We start from the raw sequence: 16169 nt of genomic DNA, 5'->3' as shown, positions 1-16169 counted from the left end.
ATTCTCCCCTTTTCTCATAAACAGCTTCCAATTATCATTCCACTTCAATCCACTTACATTAACGCAATGCAGAATTACTTCATCAAATTGTACGAGATGTGAAGCAGAAATACAATATGGATTATGAGGAAGTAAGCACTCACAGGTACATATGTCAAAAATTGCTCAAATCTTCAATCATTTCTTTCTGATATGAGTAGCGCTTTTGCTTATCTTACCGGAACTTTTCCGGTGGGAGTACCGTATCATTTTTAATGCCTTTACCAACCGATCCATCAAAATTAAAATAGGAGGATAAAGATGCCAATTTTTTTATTGATCTTATTTCTGTTTAACCTCTCCCTGTTTCTTCTGCATGAAATGGATGCGATCCGGCGGTCCGAATGGAAATTGTTTATCGTGTTAAAAGATATGGAAGCAGAAAAAGCATATACCTATTTCACCTGGATTCATCTTCCACTGTATACGATCATCTTCTCACTTCTTTTCAGTTCCTATCAGACCATAACGTTCTGGATACTGGATATATTTTTTATCATACATACCGTATTACACTTCTTTTTTGAAAAGCATCCTCAGAACGAATTTAAAAACAGGTTCTCCAGATCATTGATCTATCCAATGGGATGCATTGCACTGATTCATTTAATATTCCTTATGTTGAAATAAACATATTAATCCTTAGGAGGTTTACACATGCAACCAGAACAGATGGCAAAAGCGGAATTATTCGTTTCTAATACCCTGATTCTCAAAAAACCATTCAAATGGCAGCACCCGATCATGCGTCGTCTAGCCGCCTTGCTCTATGTCGTGGAGAATAAAAGTATAGATCCAGAAGCCATTCAGCAAACCAATGATCTGATGAAACAGCATACCAAACGTTTCTCTGCATTTAGAGGCCCCTCCTCTTTTCATTTTGCAGCTATGCTGTCTCTGACAACGGATCAACTTGCAAGACTGCAACATACGATTCAAGTCCATGACTTGCTGAAAGAAATCAAGTTCCGCAACTCGGATTACCTGGTGATGGCTGCTTATCAGATCGCTGCTCAGGGGCAGCCTGAGCAGTTTCAGCATACCGTCAAACGCGCCAAATTATTCTATGACCGTATGAAAAAAGAGCATCCCTTCCTCACAGGACATGATGATTATATTTTCACAGCCATGTTAGCCCTCTCCGATTTGGAATTGGACACGGCTATAACGCATATGGAGCAACTTTATCGGGAGTTAAAACCTCACTTTTCCGCAAAAAACAGCGTTCAGACCTTAACACAGATCCTCGTTATCGGGGATGGCGGTTCTGAGGTTAGTGAACGTCTACTGGCTTTAAGTGAAGCCTTTCGCTCTAAGAACCATCGTATGGACAAAACGTACACATTGCCTTCCCTTGCGCTCTTTGCACTATTGCCAGTAGAAATCAATTTGCTGGTAGATCAGGTTGTTGAGACATATGATTGGTTACGGACCCAAGAGGGTTTTGGGGCATGGTCCATAAACAAACAGGAGTTGCTACTGTTCTCATCCGCATTGACTGCAATTCAACATGTGGAGAGTCTGCAAAACGAAATCCTGACAACTTCCATGTCAACGACGATTACCAATATCATCATCGCCCAGCAAGCTGCCATGACCGCAGCTGCTGCTGCTGCTGCAGCGACAGCTGTCTCTTCCACGCAATCCTAGCCGAGAACGGCAGTCAAAAATTGCATGTTGCTACGATTATTATTCCTGGCAACATGCAACATATAGGAAAAAAACGATTATGTGAGTAAAACCGCATAATCGTTTTTTAGAACAGTTATTTCTAATTTTTGATCTGGAGGAGTTACTACACTACAATCCCCATCCCACGAAACTCTTCCAAAAAGTCATTCAGCCAATCCTCGCCGTAATCCAGCGCGCCCATATCACTATCGATAAAGGCCACATCCAGACCCATCACCCAGAACCTGCGAGCGATAATAAACAGATCAACCGCCTGTTCGTCTGCATCTGTAAAGTTCCGAACGGATCGGTAGCCTTTCATCAACGAATCCCATAGCTTTTGCCTCTGCTCCGAATCACCCGACTGCCGTTTCCGAACTTTCACTTGAGCCAGATCATACGCACGCCATCCCGGTGCAGCCCATTCGAAATCATAATGGATGAAGCGTTTTTGCTTCTCAAACACATTGTTGTTTCCATGCATATCCCCGTGACATAAGCCGTAGTCCAGACCTGAACTGGAGACGGCAGAGATCTTTTCTTTTAACACATTGGTAAACGTTCGCAAAAATGCTGTTTCGTTATGACTCTCTCCTATGAAACGAATGACTCGCTCCAGTGGCTCATCGATGAGAAATTTCGTATCCAGCTTAAACCTTTCTTTACTCCGCTCCCCCTTCAACCTTGTGTCTGCCGCTGACACCAGTTCTCGCTCCGCTTCCAGCTTAATCCCATCCATAGCATGGTGCAGTTCAGCAGCAGACCGGCCAAAAGCGTAGCAGGAATCCTCATCCTCCAGATTATTCTCTGTCCCCTCAATATAGTTAAAGATCACAGCTGCCCGCTTTCCTTCAGCTGCATCCAGCATTGTATACCCGGTCTGATCTTTCGTTGGGATAAAGTCTCCCACCTCTGTATGCTCACTTGAACCTAGACCTTCTTTTAGTGCAGTCAGAACACTCAGTTCATAACGAACATCTGCTTCCGCCACCTCAGTACGATATACTCGCAAGATATATACTCCTGTACTCGTCTCTACCCGGTAAGTATCGTTCAAACCCCGTAGCCAAAACCTGCATTCTTCCCACGTTCCGATATCATAATGTGACTGTAATGCCCACTCCAGATATGCCGGACTGAGCACTGAACGCAAAGCCGTTGGATAATTAAACATGGTCAAGTCCCTTCCTGTCTGATATGTCATTAATATACTTAATATATACCATACAGGAATTTATTGGAACGATTATTATAGAGACGTTTTAGCCGTAGCTACTTTCCACTTTTGCTGTTGCTCAGGCTTAGATTCCATACCGGAACCCGACAAAGCCGCGCACTCCCGAAAAGCGAAATGCTTACACCCCTTACACTTCTCTTCATTCAGATGCTGCAATGCATAATTAATGGCTTCCCCTGTATGTTCAAATCGATGTTCCGGATGGATTCGCTCCAGCAAACCTGTTCGTTTCAGTATTTCGAGCGGTTGCTCCTGAAGACCTGACAACAGTACGATCCCGCCTGAACGTTCAAAATGTTTGATTAAACTAGCCAGGTTAGCCTCTCCTGTTGTATCTATAAAAGGAACTTTCCCCATGCGCAACAAGAGCATACCTGGACGCTCCGGAAGTGAATCCATAACCGATTTTTCAAACATATCCGCTGCACCAAAAAATAACGGCCCTTCGATCGTATACAGGCTGATCTGTGGACAATCATGTCCCTCCCGTACCATATGAGCCATCACCTTCTCATGTTTATGATCCGGATCAGGCAGTACCTTGGCTACCTTCAACATCTCGCTCATTCGTTTTACAAACAAAATGACCGCCAGAATCAACCCCACCTCGACCGCAGTCGTAAGGCTCGTAAATACCGTAAGCAGAAAGGTCAGAAGCAGGACAAGCGAATCTCCCGTTCTGGTTCGCAATACATAAGCAAACGATTTTCGTTCACTCATGTTCCAGGCTACCAACATCAGAACCGGCGCCATGCTGGCAAGCGGAATATGGGATGCATACGGTGCAAACAAAATCAGAACAAGCAGAACCACGACACCATGAATCACACCAGACAATGGAGATACCGCACCTGATTTAATATTCGTTGCTGTACGGGCAATGGCTCCGGTCGCTGGAATACCGCCGAACAGCGGTGTGACTAGGTTGGCAACTCCCTGCCCGATCAGTTCCCGGTTGCTGTTATGGCGACTGCCTGTCATACCATCGGCGACAACAGCGGACAACAGTGATTCAATACCACCGAGCATAGCAATGACAAATGCAGGCTGCAGCAAATTCACGATACGCTCACATGTGATCTCAGGCAGGTGAAACCCAGGCAGGGTTCCTGGAATCGTACCGAAGGATGAGCCAATCGTAGCCACCTGATCCTTAAAGAAAACGGCGGCGATAACTGTCGAACAAATCAAACCGAGCAGCGAAGCGGGTACTTTAGGTGCAAACTTCGGCACAAGCAGAAGAACAGCCAGGCACACCCCCGCTGTGAGCAAACTGTATATATTAATGGTACCGATGTGCATCCCGATCTCTTTCATGTTGGAGTAAAAATCCTCGTGCTTCGTGACACCCGTAAGACCCAGCACATTCACGATCTGTCCGCTAAAAATTAAAACGGCAATACCCGCCGTAAATCCAATCGTCACAGGCCTTGGTATGAATTTGATTAATGCTCCGAGTCTAAATACGCCCATCACAATGAGCATTAGCCCTGCCATCATGCCGGCAATCAGCAAATTTTCATAACCATACTGCATGACTATAGCAAAAAGAATCGGAATGAATGCGCCTGTTGGCCCACCAATTTGAAACTTGGACCCGCCTAGCAGTGAAATCAGAATACCTGCAATAATGGTAGTATACAATCCATATTCCGGCTTAACTCCCGAGGCGATGGCGAATGCCATACCCAGCGGAATCGCAATAATACCTACAATCAGCCCCGATATCAGATCCTTGCGAAAATCAGTTATTCGATACCCCGCATATCTTCCGATGCCTTTCATGCTCCATAACCTTCTTTTCTTCATATATTTGAATATTTGAATATACATTGAACACTACTCCTTGATATATGCTCTGTCAATCGCAAATATCACAATCTATGGGATTGTACCCGTATAGAAAATGAAACAAAAAACAAGAGCTCCCGTGCTAACTTACGGTTGCTCTTGTTTCCTGTGTCAGCTGTCTTTACGGATACCCTCCAGCATCGAAATCGCATCGACCAGATGGTTATCAAAAATCTGTTTGGCAACAGTCAGCAGGTCTTTAATCAGCGGATCCCGCAGAGAGTACGTGACGGTTGTGCCCTCTTTAATGCCTTGTACCACATTTTTGCTGCGCAGCACAGCCAGCTGCTGAGATACCGCAGAACCTTCCGTTCCAAGAATGCTTTGCAATTCATTGACGCTTTTATCTCCTTCACTCAGCAATTCCAGAATGCGAATTCGCATCGGATGTGCCAGTGCTTTGAAGAAATCGGCTTTGAACTGTTGTACGTTCTGATTCATTCCCCTTTGCTCCTTCAATCGAACTCTTCACCATGCTCACATCATACCATAGAACGAGGTCCAGACTTCAATTCACATGATATGATAAGATGGAAAAGCGAGTACATTATACTGTGCAAGGGAGCTGTAAATATGTCCGAGTCATCCGAATATTCACCCTCTGGAGTCCCCATACTTCGTCATAAGGATAAGAATCGTGAGTGGCAGTCTATTTCTTATGCAGAAGACGAATGGCTGGAGCAAATCGAGCAACATGCAGATACTTATCTAGGCGAAGCCGACTCCGTATTCCATGAGCTCATATCAGACAAAGTTCATATCGATGTACATATCATTCGTCCGACACCAGAGCGTAATTATTATACGTTGTATACTACAGGCATGAGCGCCTTGCCAATGAACACACCTGAAGATGCCGAGGATTATAAGTATGCAGAACTGATGATATGTTTACCTCCGGATTGGCCTCTATTAGAAGAAGAACTAGAGGATTCAGATAATTACTGGCCGATACGATGGTTGAAAACGATGGCTCGACTGCCACATGACTATGATACCTGGCTGAGTTGGGGGCATACGGTACCCAATGGCGACCCGGCAACGCCAATCTCTAGCAAGACTGACATGTGTGCCTTTATCGTACTTCCTCCACTTGAGACGGACGAGGATTTCTTGACGCTCGACATGCAGAATGGACAGACTGTGCACTTCTATGCGATCCTGCCTCTTTATCTAGAAGAGCTTGAACACAAGCTGGAGTATGGCTTGGATGCGCTACTCGATCAATTTGAAGAACATCACGTGAACGAAATTTTGGATGTGAACCGGGTCAATACCTGCGGAGATGCGTAGCATTAATCATTGGACACTCCTCTGCAATCCCTACTGAACACAACTTGAATACAAATTCATGAAAAAGCTTCAGAAGACATGAAGAAATGCATGGGTTATGCAGTTACGAACGCTTGCAGAAAGCATTAAACGGCCTTACTCCCCATTTATTAAAGGATTAAGGCCGCTTAAACATGTTATCTTCTTAATTAATCCTGGACCTATTTGTCCAGCTTCATAAATTGTTGTAATTCTTTTCGAGTCACTTTTTTGATCAGTTTAACCTTTTTGGCTACTGTATTATATCTAAAAAGACTCATTTGATCGGAAGGGTACTCACTAATGTAATCAAACGATTTCCCGTTTTTGTGCCAAAGGATAACCCCTGTACTGATATAGTTTATTGTACGCGGTATATATACAAAAGTGCCTTTATTCGCATCGTATATGGCTAGCGAACTCTTCTCCGTATTCCCATATGAAATTGCGAGCTTATCCTCCACAGGTGACCAGTTAAATGAAGGGATACTCTCTACGCCTTTCTTACCTTCCTCTGCAAGGCGATCATTTAAAATCGTGGATTCACCTGCCTTCAGGTTCATAAGAATGACAGCATTACCGGCACTTTTTGTTACCTGCACAGCCACCCAATTACTTGAATTTGAATCAACAACACGTATAACTTCATGCCATTTTTCTCCCAAATCATCGGCTTTTATTGTCTGTTTCATCTTTCCTTTAGAAATGACAATAGAACGAATTACTTTGGATTCTGGTGCAGGGACGTTTTCTTCCTCTACGATGTTTGCGATTAATTCAATATTTTTCCCATTCCAGATCACTTTGTTCTTACTTAACGTTTTTTGGAATTTGGGAACTTCTTGGTACAAATCGGGTTCGACCGATGCAGATTTTACAGTAGTTAATGATGTCATCTTACTACCCTGATCAGCTGATATTTGAGAGACCCCGGACAAAGTTGTTATTACTCCTATCGCTACTACACTCGACAGGATGGTTTTTGCAGCTTTCATTATACATTCTCTCCTTCAATGAGAGTCTAATTGTACGAACCATATTCGAACCAGTCAAAGTCGGCCACCTGATCGGAAGACTCACCATTACTGCTGCTAAACATGCCGATACAGCACCCAACAAAACCGCCAGCCACTTCCGTGCTCAAGCTGGTCGTATTCACTTGTCCTGCAACCAAATGATACTTGCTTCCATCTGTACTGTAGTAGAAGCTGAGTTGCTGTCCTAGCGCCACCATTTTAAGGTAAACACGCGGAGTTTCTCCATCCAGCACAACTTGGCCAACCTGTGATTCCTCACCACCAAGCCACGTCATTACCCGCAGCACCTGCTGCTCACCTTCACATGCCCGTTCGATTCTCACGTGATACTGGTCATTTTGGATAACCACCAGACCCGCCGTCTCATATTCATGCTGCGGCACAAATTCCATCGCAGTCGCTGCGACATAATCCATATGCCGCTGTCGTATGCAGACAAAGCTGGGATTCTCAAGTTCCTTTAATGTTTGCGGTTTCAGCTTCAAACGCAGGTACCCTTTGCGTTCGCTCAACGAGTACAAATCCTCCTGAGGATTACGCAGGAACATCCACTGCAAGCCCAATTCATCATTGTCAAAATTTTCACAACGCAAGTCCGGCACCACAGGAGCCGCTGGCAGATTCAGTACACCTTGCTCCTCCAGTTTGCCGAGCCCCCGATTGACGACAGGCCAGCCGTCCTCCCATTCTACCGAAGCAATAAACGTCTCCCGGCCAAGGTTGCTGAAATCCCCACCATACGGTCTGGAAGCTAGCATCACCATGAACCACTCACCGTTAGGTGCCTGTACCAGGTCAGCATGTCCTACGTTGATGACTGGATAATGCTTGCCCATATGACGATGCGTAATAATCGGGTTATTCGGATTCCCGATATAACCACCAGTCAAACTGCCGCTGCGTGCAATGGTAACTGCATGGTTCAGACCTGTACCACCTTCGGCAATCATCAGGTAATAATACTCACCAATTTTATACAAGTGCGGGCCTTCAGGCCAGATGACATCCACCATCGCTCCGCGCCAGAGAACATAGCTGTCTCCGACCAGTCTCATGCTGCCGAGATCCAGTTCACGCAGCCATACTTCCCAGTTGCCATTGTAACGCACGCCTTCCGAGCAAGGCCGTGTTCCTAAATAATATGCTTTGCCGTCTTCATCGAAGAAAATCGTTGGATCGATACCTTCCGCACCTTCAATAAAATAAGGATCAGACCATGGCCCAGCCGGATCGGTAGCGGTTACAACAAAGTTTCCACCATGAGATACATTCGTTGTGATCATATAAAAGAGCCCATCATGATGCCGAAGCGTCGGTGCAAAAATCCCCTGGGAATGTCCTGCGCCCTCCAGCTTAAGCTGAGACTCACGATCCAGCACATTACCGATCTGTTTCCAATGAACCAGATCACGGCTGTGAAAGATCGGAACGCCGGGAAAATAGGCAAACGTGGATGTGACCAGATAAAAATCTTCCCCTACCCGGCAGACAGACGGGTCTGGATAAAATCCTGGCATGATCGGATTGTTAAACGTGCATTGCTCGCCTTGATTAACATTGTTCATTCTTTTACCCCTCCAATGGTGAGTCCAGTGACAAAGTATTTTTGCAAGAATGGATAAAGCACGACAATAGGCATGGCTGTCACAATGGTGATGGCTGCCCGAATGGATACGGGGGTGACCATATTCGTCACATTTTTGTATTGATCCACATTGACCGTTCCCCCTTGTGACGTTGCCGAAGATAACAGCTTCATCAGTTCATATTGCAAGGTGGTCAAATTGCGGTTACCTGCCGTATAGAGCATGGAGTCAAACCAGGAGTTCCACTGACCTACAGCAATAAAGAGAGCCACCGTAGCCAGCACCGGTTTAGAGAGCGGAAGCACAATACGCATAAAGATGCGGAAATCTCCTGCACCATCCATTTTGGCTGATTCAATCAGTCCTTCGGATAGCCCCTGAATGTAGGTACGGATGACAATCATGTTGAATACCCCGATGAGTCCGGGAATAATGTAAACCCAGAAGCTGTTCAGTAGCCCCACTTGTTTGATCAACATGTAGCCAGGAATCAAGCCGCCGCTGAAATACATCGTGATCACAAAGAGTGTCGTTACAAACTTGTTGAACATGTATTCCTTACGGCTCAGTACATAAGCCAGCATGGCTGTACAGAAGAGCTGTACCACGGTTCCAATGACCGTTCTGGCAACTGAAATAAATGCCGCTTGGGTCAGATGTGGATTTTGGAACACGGAAACATAGTTTTGCAGCGTCCACTCTCTCGGCCAGAGATAGATTCCCCCGCGAATCGTATCCAGACCGTTATTGAAAGATACGGCAATGGTGTTTAAAAAAGGATATAACGTAACAACCATAACAAGCAACATAAATATGCCATTGGTGATAGAGAAAATTGAGTCACCCAGGCTTCGTTTTCCGCTAATTCGATTCACAGCGCTGCCCCCTTATCATATCAACCGCTCTTCCCCAAGAGATTTGGCAATCCCGTTGGCGATAAAGATGAGCACCAGACTGACCACACTTTTGAAGATCCCTGCCGCGGTGGCAAGTGAGTAGTTTCCAAGATTAATCCCGTATTTCAGAACAAAGATATCAATCGTCTCGGATACATCCTGCACCAGTCCGTTCCCCAGCAAATATTGAATCTCAAAACCTGCATTCAGTACGTTACCCACATTGATAATCAGCAGGATAATGATGGTTGGTTTGATGCTCGGAAGCGTGACGTTCCACATTTTGCGAAAACGGCCTGCTCCATCAATGGACGCTGCCTCATACAAACTTGGATTAATCGAAGCCATAGATGCCAGATAAATAATTGTGCCCCATCCGATCTCTTTCCACATGCTGGATAGACCTACGATGCCCCAGAAGTATTTGGGTTCGGCAAAGAAATTAATCGGCGCATCAATCAGCCCCAGCTTGGTCATCAGCACATTTACAATCCCGTTTTCCGTTGACAATACATTCGCAACGATGCCTGTCACGATGATCCACGATAGAAAGTGCGGAAGATAAGAAACGGTCTGCACGACACGTTTAAATAAAACCAACCGCAGTTCGTTGAGCAAGAGCGCCAGGCCAATCGAACCGACAAATCCCAGAAACAGACTGATCAGGCTCATCGCCAGTGTGTTGCGAATGACACGCAAGAAAGTCGGGTCTGTAAATAACGTCCGAAAATGATCCAGCCCCGCCCATTCCTGCTCCATAAACCCAAGGCCTGGTCTGTAGTTCTGAAAAGCCATGAGCCAGCCCCACAAAGGCCCGTAGGCAAAAATAGCAATAAACGCAATGAAGGGAAATGACATCCACATCAATTGGCGCTGACTTTTCATTCGGGACAAGTTATACCCGATCCAGCTCTTCCCCGAAGGGATATGACTGGTGTTGACCGAGGATTGCAACTCCTTTTTAGCCATGCTTTTCTCTCTCCTTGATTACGAGTTTTATCTATATCATCCGCCATGGATGATTCGAATCCATTCCTGTCCAATGGGTACACGTTTATGTGTGGATTAAGAAAGGCTACAGGATGTCCCATAGCCTCTCTGCCTTAAATCTAGCTATTGATTACTGATCTTGCTTCTCTAACTACTCGTATTACTCTTCATACTTATCGTGCTACTTGTCATAGTTCTCTTACCGTAGTTATTTTCGCACCGCTTATTGTATTGCTTATCTTGCTTCTTATCATATAGCCTGTCTTACTACTTTCATCTGTTTCACATGCTTAACCCCACAGGTCTACACGTCTGCGAACCTCTTCGGTCAATGCGTCCTCATAGGCTTTAATATCTGCACTTTCTTTGAGTGTCGCTTGATATTCTTCCCATGCTTGATCGAACTCTGCTGGTGAGGTCATAATCACTTTAGGCAACCATTTGCGCTTTACATCGTCCATCTTCTGTCTGGCAATCGTTTCTGGTTTATTCGGTTCAAAATTGAAGGTGTATATCGGGAACCATGGTTCATTCTCTTCTGCAGGCTCCAGGAAATCCGTGAATTTGGTGTATCCGTAAGCCTTGAGTACTTTTTTATCAATGTCATTCAATGTAGCAAGGTATTCTTCAGGCTGTTCTTTCGGGTCCATCGCATTTTTACCGTCTGCTGTCATGCCTTCATGGTGTGGGAAATATACCAGCGGGCTTCCAGTGTTGGCAAGTACCCAGTCCGGATCTTTCGAATTGGCACGTTGCTCCTCGTTACGGGAGAATACACCTTTGTCATCCACCTGATAATCTACATCTTTCTGTCCCCACGTTCTCAGAACTTCCGTCTCCGGATCAAGCAGATCATTAATGTATTGAAGCGCTCCTTCAACATCCTTACAACTCTTCGTTATCGCAAGACCGCCGTTGACATTCAGAATCGGTTTATGCTGATAACGTCCTTTTACATCTTCAGACAACGTAATGGACAGGGGGACATAGGTTCTTTCATACAGCTTTTGTTTTACCAGAGAAGCCTCTGCGTCGAGGAACTGCCATCCCTGATCGACCATGCCCAGTACACGCCCCGTTGAAATTTTGGAAATGTACTGATCGTAGTTGGCTGTGAACGTTTCGTTGTCGACAAGCCCTTTGTTGTAAACCTCATTGATCTTTTTAAAATAAGCCTTAGCTTCCGGAATCGTATTGTAGTTTTTCGCTGTTAATGTAGCTTTGTCGATAATAGCGGCACCTTCGTTCGGGTAACCTGCCAGGAACAACGGCGGATTCTCTAGTGCGAAGTAACGCCAGTCGTATGAAATGATCTCGAATCCGATGGTCGGCTGACCGTTAATCGTTGGATTCGCGGCTTTGTACTTTTCGATCAAGTCGAAATATTGATCCAGCGTTTTGATCGTTGGGTAGTTCGCCCATTCCAGCACCGCTTTTTGAATCCAGAACGCTTCCCCATCATGGGATACTTTCATGGACTCGCCCTGTAAATTTCCGAATTGCGGAATGAAATAGATGTGGCCATCCGTTGAATTTTTCATTTTCTTCCAATTGTCACCGAGATAGTTTTTGATATTCGGGTATTTATCGATATAGTCCTCAAGCGGCACTAAAGCACCGGCAGATACTAACTGCTGTGTACCATCACTGCCATCAATGAAATCCGGATATTCGCCACCTGCAATCATAACCCCGATCCGTTCTTTGGCGGTCTGGCCTGTGAGCCAGTCCATCGTGACGCGTACACCTGTCTTTTCCTCAATAGCCTTCATTACGCGGTTATCATCAGGTGCGAGCTTGCCTGGTACAGCAAAAAATGCGGAAAATTGCTTCAGTTCCTTGCCATCTGCCGTCTTCTCTTCCGTCTTGGATGACCCCGGCGTACAACCGGCGAGCACAACCGTAAACATTAACGTCAGTAGAACGAGCTGCCTTAATCTTTTTCTGACATCCTTTTTCATCATGACCCCTCCAGCGAAGTATGTTGAGAGACACTCTTTAGAAAGCGCTTTCTAAAGGTTGATTTAAAATTATCATTGTTACCTGTCCTGCTCAACGGGACAAATTATAGACCTCATCCCAATAATTCCAGATATGCAAAAAATCCTGCTCCCCCTCAAGGCGTGCAGGATGATGAATCCGAAGATTGAATCGTTTGTGCCCTTTTTCGATACTGGGCAGGCGTCTCTCCCTTGATTTTCTCAAACCGGTTAATGAAATAATCGGAGTCCCGATATCCTACCTTCGTTGCGATCTCATAGACTCTATAATCCGTTCTGCGCAACAATCGAATGGCCTCGTCAATACGAATCTGATTCAGGTAATCACTGAAACTCACGCCATAATGCTTTTTGAAAATCTGTCCCAGATAGGCACTGTTCATGAAAAAATGCTCTCCGAGCAGCTTCAGGCTAATATTTTCCATATAGTGCTCATGAATGTAAGCCTCGACTCGCGCCAGTACACCCATCGCATTCCACTTCTGACGCTCTTTCAGCTTCTCCGCACATATGTACGAAAAGTTACACAGATTCTCGATATTCTCTTCCATGGACAGCATGGCATAATTCTCCTGTAAAAATGTGGACTGCATCCATTCTTCATCTGAATTCAGATCCGTATCTTCCCTGTTGACCAGTCCGAGCAACGTGTACGCCAAATAATGAAGATGAATGCCCACGATGCCCGGCTCGATGCGCTGCTCCAGAAAAAATTGAAAAACGGCCTGTGCATGGCCACGTATATCTTCGATCCGCTGCTCCTCAATCGCTTGAATGAGTCCATCGAAGAGCTGTTTTTCCCGACCGGCAGGCTGATTAGTGAATACACTTGTGTCCATATGTTCAAAATAATAAATCGGCCCGTACGCACTAAAGAAACGTAAACTTTTAATCTTACCGCAAGAATAATAGGACTCGTGCAGTTCCTCCAGCCTGTCCACTTCCTTGCCGACATAGATGGCCATGGCTGCACCCTGTATCTGACTTAGCTCTGTATACAGCCTTGTGACGTATTGTTCCAGTGATGATGCTTCACGCTTCAGCAACAGGTCGGTCACAATATGCAGCACTCGGTTTTTCTCACCTGTAAAAGATTTCAGGACATAGCCTGCATGATTCCGATTCATATGGGCTTCCACGAGCAGACTCCCATCGGTTTGCAGCTGCTCCCGCTCCGTTTCCGTTTCAATCATCAAGCATCGATACTTCATTACGTCCCCGTAATCGGCCTGGATGCTGGCGAGTGTATCCTCATCAGCCGTTCCAAGCAAAATTGATTGCACCTGTTGAGCCATAACGATCTGTTCCTGTTTTTCCTGATGCCGCTTTTCTTCCGTTCTTTCCATGAAAGCCTTGCTAAAGGCCTCAAGCACTTGCAACAACTCATCCTTCACAATCGGCTTAAGTATATAATCGTTCACCTGATATTTGATTGCTTGTTTGGCATACTCAAACTCATAGAACCCGCTAAGTAACACCATCTTCATCTCGCCGCCGTATTGTTCATAGATGATTTTGGCAAGCTGCATGCCATCCATTTCCGGCATTTTAATGTCGGATATGACGAGATCAGGCTTCATTGTACGGATGCATTCGAGCGCCTGTACCCCATTGGAAGCCTGACCGCAAACTTGAAATCCAAGCGTGTTCCAATCGATCAGCAGAAGCAGTCCTTGGCGAATAAACGGCTCATCGTCCACAATCAGCACGTTGATCATATCCTCGCTCCTTATCCCTGAGATGCTTGTACAAGCGGAATTTGGATACGAATCGTAGTCCCCTTGTACCTTTCACTGTCAATGCTTACTTGCACACGTTCATCGAAATACATCCGAAGCCGAATATATGCATTCATCACTCCGATGCTACTCAATTCGCTAAGCCGTTCCAGACTTGGATCAAGCAGCATCGTTCGGATGAGTTCCAGTTTGTCCTGCTCCATGCCAACTCCGGTATCTTGGATCATCATATGCAGTTGGTCATTATCCTTCTGGAATCTGACTTCCACGACACCATCATTCAAGCCACCTTCAATACCATGGATGCAAGCATTTTCGACAAACGTTAATACGGTCAGCTTCGGAATCTTCATCTCCAGAATATCCGTATCCGTAACGTCAATAACGAACTGTAACTTCTCGCCAAACCGATATTGCTGGATGACCAGATAACTCTCGACAAAACGAATCTCATCTTGAATGGTAACGAGATCATTACCCCAGTTAATTGTTTGCCGGAGCAGCAGCGCCAGCTTCTGAATGATATCAGAGGTCTCATGTTCATCCTTGATCAGACTACGCATGCGAATGGTCTCAAGCGTGTTAAACATAAAGTGTGGATTGACCTGGCTCTGCAGTGCCTTTAATTCGGCCTGTTTCTTGGAGAGTTCAAGCGCCTGCCGTTCGACCTGCCCTTTAAATACAATCTCGATCAGATTCCTGATTTTGATGACCATCGTATTGTAACTATGGGTTAAGCTGCCGATCTCATCCTTGCCCGCAGGTTCTGTAATCACTTCGAATTTTTCCTGTTTAACTTGATCCAGATGCGTTGCAATTCGGCCCAACCTGTGAATGAGGGATCTGGAGATCAGCCAGATGAGCAGTGTCGGCACCAGTAGATTAACAATGATGAGCAGCAGCAGATTAAATCTGGAATCCACGATCTCGGTCAGAAAATCCAGTCTCTCTCCGCGCACAATAATCTGCCAATTTTCCGATACGACAGGAATCGATTCGGTGGATTGACCCCCATCTTTCGGCATGGCGGACATCAGATGGAACGGCTTCCGTGCCTGATTCAGCTGGGCATCATTGGAGAAAATAATCCGGTCATCCGAAACGATGTAGATTTTGCCGCCAGCACCCTCATTTTTAAACGATTTGTTAATGAAGGCGTAGTCGAGGTCTACCTTCAATACCTTCTCCACCTGTTGTTTTCCGAAATAATTGAGTTTGCGTATAAGGCTGACCTTACGGCCGCCTTGACTTTGCGACATCTCAGCCTGTTGCTTGTCAAAATAGGAGTAAATCATCATCTGGTCGTCTGTGTTCATCAATGCCTGATACCATTCACTTTTTCTTATGTCATCATTCAGCTTGATAAAGTTGCCGCCATTCACAAACGTATCGTTATCTACATAAAACGTCACCTGATTTACTTGCTGGTAACTGTAATAATACCGAACCAGATTGTTGCCGCTCAGCATATCATAATATGCAAAATAATAGTCTTCCTGATTGTTGTATTTGGACTCCATAAACCGATTCAGCGTAGCATCCGTATATAAAAAATTGGATACGTACAGGCTGTTATCCAAGCTGTTCCGCAGATTAAAGCGAATCCGCTGCTGCATTTCGTTGATCCGGCTCTGTTCTTTGGCTTCAATCTGTCCCTTGATGCTCTGATAAAATACGGCATTGGTCGCCAGCACCGGTACCAGCACACAAAAAATAAACATTATGTATAACTTCGTTCTTAAACTCCAATCATCCAGCAACTGAATACGCTTACACTTTAACTTGCGTTTCATGTCCGTTGTTGTCTCCCCC

General features: G+C 45.2%; 13 protein-coding genes. 3 read left to right on the top strand and 10 right to left on the bottom strand.

Annotation, left to right across the window (positions count from 1 at the left end):
- Positions 1 to 300 precede the first annotated feature (300 nt).
- Both Q9R46_RS22195 and Q9R46_RS22190 read left to right on the top strand, forming a co-directional pair.
- A complete protein-coding gene (locus Q9R46_RS22195) occupies positions 301 to 669 on the top strand; it encodes a DUF6713 family protein (protein ID WP_311281816.1) in 369 nt (122 codons plus the stop codon).
- Positions 670 to 696: 27 nt separating this feature from the next.
- Positions 697 to 1689, top strand: a complete 993-nt coding sequence (locus tag Q9R46_RS22190; protein WP_311281815.1) for a DUF4003 family protein — start codon at positions 697 to 699, stop codon at positions 1687 to 1689.
- A 145-nt stretch (positions 1690 to 1834) separates the two neighbouring features.
- Here the strand turns inward: Q9R46_RS22190 and Q9R46_RS22185 are convergent, their stop codons facing one another.
- The 3 genes from Q9R46_RS22185 to Q9R46_RS22175 form a co-directional block, all read right to left on the bottom strand.
- Positions 1835 to 2884 carry a phosphotransferase gene (locus tag Q9R46_RS22185; RefSeq protein ID WP_311281814.1) on the bottom strand — a complete coding sequence of 350 codons (1050 nt, stop codon included), beginning with the start codon at positions 2882 to 2884 and terminating at the stop codon, positions 1835 to 1837.
- Between the two features lie 75 nt (positions 2885 to 2959).
- Positions 2960 to 4732 (bottom strand): SulP family inorganic anion transporter, encoded by a 1773-nt coding sequence (locus tag Q9R46_RS22180; protein WP_311281813.1) that lies wholly within the window; start codon positions 4730 to 4732, stop codon positions 2960 to 2962.
- A gap of 177 nt (positions 4733 to 4909) precedes the next feature.
- Positions 4910 to 5239, bottom strand: coding sequence for an ArsR/SmtB family transcription factor (locus Q9R46_RS22175; protein ID WP_145414628.1), 330 nt, complete (start codon positions 5237 to 5239; stop codon positions 4910 to 4912).
- A 132-nt stretch (positions 5240 to 5371) separates the two neighbouring features.
- On the opposite strand from Q9R46_RS22175, the gene Q9R46_RS22170 reads away from it, so the two are divergent.
- Positions 5372 to 6091, top strand: coding sequence for a suppressor of fused domain protein (locus Q9R46_RS22170; protein WP_311281812.1), 720 nt, complete (start codon positions 5372 to 5374; stop codon positions 6089 to 6091).
- A gap of 200 nt (positions 6092 to 6291) precedes the next feature.
- On the opposite strand, the gene Q9R46_RS22165 is transcribed toward Q9R46_RS22170, so the two are convergent.
- From Q9R46_RS22165 to Q9R46_RS22135, 7 genes are all read right to left on the bottom strand, one after another.
- Positions 6292 to 7104 carry a hypothetical protein gene (locus Q9R46_RS22165; protein ID WP_311281811.1) on the bottom strand — a complete coding sequence of 271 codons (813 nt, stop codon included), beginning with the start codon at positions 7102 to 7104 and terminating at the stop codon, positions 6292 to 6294.
- Between the two features lie 26 nt (positions 7105 to 7130).
- Positions 7131 to 8711 carry a glycoside hydrolase family 43 protein gene (locus Q9R46_RS22160; protein WP_311281810.1) on the bottom strand — a complete coding sequence of 527 codons (1581 nt, stop codon included), beginning with the start codon at positions 8709 to 8711 and terminating at the stop codon, positions 7131 to 7133.
- Complete coding sequence (locus Q9R46_RS22155) at positions 8708 to 9607, bottom strand: carbohydrate ABC transporter permease (protein WP_186375587.1); 900 nt, start codon at positions 9605 to 9607, stop codon at positions 8708 to 8710. The genes Q9R46_RS22160 and Q9R46_RS22155 overlap by 4 nt, the downstream gene beginning before the upstream one ends.
- A gap of 15 nt (positions 9608 to 9622) precedes the next feature.
- Entirely contained in the window at positions 9623 to 10597 is a 975-nt protein-coding gene (locus tag Q9R46_RS22150; protein WP_311281809.1) for an ABC transporter permease, read from the bottom strand.
- 311 nt (positions 10598 to 10908) lie between these two features.
- Positions 10909 to 12582, bottom strand: a complete 1674-nt coding sequence (locus Q9R46_RS22145) for an extracellular solute-binding protein (RefSeq protein WP_311281808.1) — start codon at positions 12580 to 12582, stop codon at positions 10909 to 10911.
- A gap of 152 nt (positions 12583 to 12734) precedes the next feature.
- Entirely contained in the window at positions 12735 to 14336 is a 1602-nt protein-coding gene (locus tag Q9R46_RS22140) for a response regulator transcription factor (RefSeq protein ID WP_311281807.1), read from the bottom strand.
- Positions 14337 to 14347: 11 nt separating this feature from the next.
- A complete protein-coding gene (locus tag Q9R46_RS22135; RefSeq protein ID WP_311281806.1) occupies positions 14348 to 16150 on the bottom strand; it encodes a sensor histidine kinase in 1803 nt (600 codons plus the stop codon).
- Positions 16151 to 16169: the final 19 nt, after the last annotated feature.

It is taken from the genome of Paenibacillus sp. RRE4 (genome assembly GCF_031844205.1).
GTDB classification, from domain to species: Bacteria; Bacillota; Bacilli; order Paenibacillales; family Paenibacillaceae; genus Paenibacillus; species Paenibacillus xylanexedens_B.
The sequence above is the reverse complement of the archived record's forward strand: the minus strand, read 5'-3'. Positions and strand labels throughout refer to the sequence as shown.

Bases quoted from the DNA above. Each gene is read 5' to 3' on its own strand.
- Q9R46_RS22145 (WP_311281808.1), bottom strand. From the start codon at position 12,582: ATGATGAAAAAGGATGTCAGAAAAAGATTAAGGCAGCTCGTTCTACTG.
- Q9R46_RS22190 (WP_311281815.1), top strand. From the start codon at position 697: ATGCAACCAGAACAGATGGCAAAAGCGGAATTATTCGTTTCTAATACC.
- Q9R46_RS22160 (WP_311281810.1), bottom strand. From the start codon at position 8,711: ATGAACAATGTTAATCAAGGCGAGCAATGCACGTTTAACAATCCGATC.
- Q9R46_RS22170 (WP_311281812.1), top strand. From the start codon at position 5,372: ATGTCCGAGTCATCCGAATATTCACCCTCTGGAGTCCCCATACTTCGT.
- Q9R46_RS22165 (WP_311281811.1), bottom strand. From the start codon at position 7,104: ATGAAAGCTGCAAAAACCATCCTGTCGAGTGTAGTAGCGATAGGAGTA.
- Q9R46_RS22135 (WP_311281806.1), bottom strand. From the start codon at position 16,150: ATGAAACGCAAGTTAAAGTGTAAGCGTATTCAGTTGCTGGATGATTGG.
- Q9R46_RS22195 (WP_311281816.1), top strand. From the start codon at position 301: ATGCCAATTTTTTTATTGATCTTATTTCTGTTTAACCTCTCCCTGTTT.
- Q9R46_RS22140 (WP_311281807.1), bottom strand. From the start codon at position 14,336: ATGATCAACGTGCTGATTGTGGACGATGAGCCGTTTATTCGCCAAGGA.
- Q9R46_RS22175 (WP_145414628.1), bottom strand. From the start codon at position 5,239: ATGAATCAGAACGTACAACAGTTCAAAGCCGATTTCTTCAAAGCACTG.
- Q9R46_RS22150 (WP_311281809.1), bottom strand. From the start codon at position 10,597: ATGGCTAAAAAGGAGTTGCAATCCTCGGTCAACACCAGTCATATCCCT.
- Q9R46_RS22185 (WP_311281814.1), bottom strand. From the start codon at position 2,884: ATGTTTAATTATCCAACGGCTTTGCGTTCAGTGCTCAGTCCGGCATAT.
- Q9R46_RS22180 (WP_311281813.1), bottom strand. From the start codon at position 4,732: ATGAAAGGCATCGGAAGATATGCGGGGTATCGAATAACTGATTTTCGC.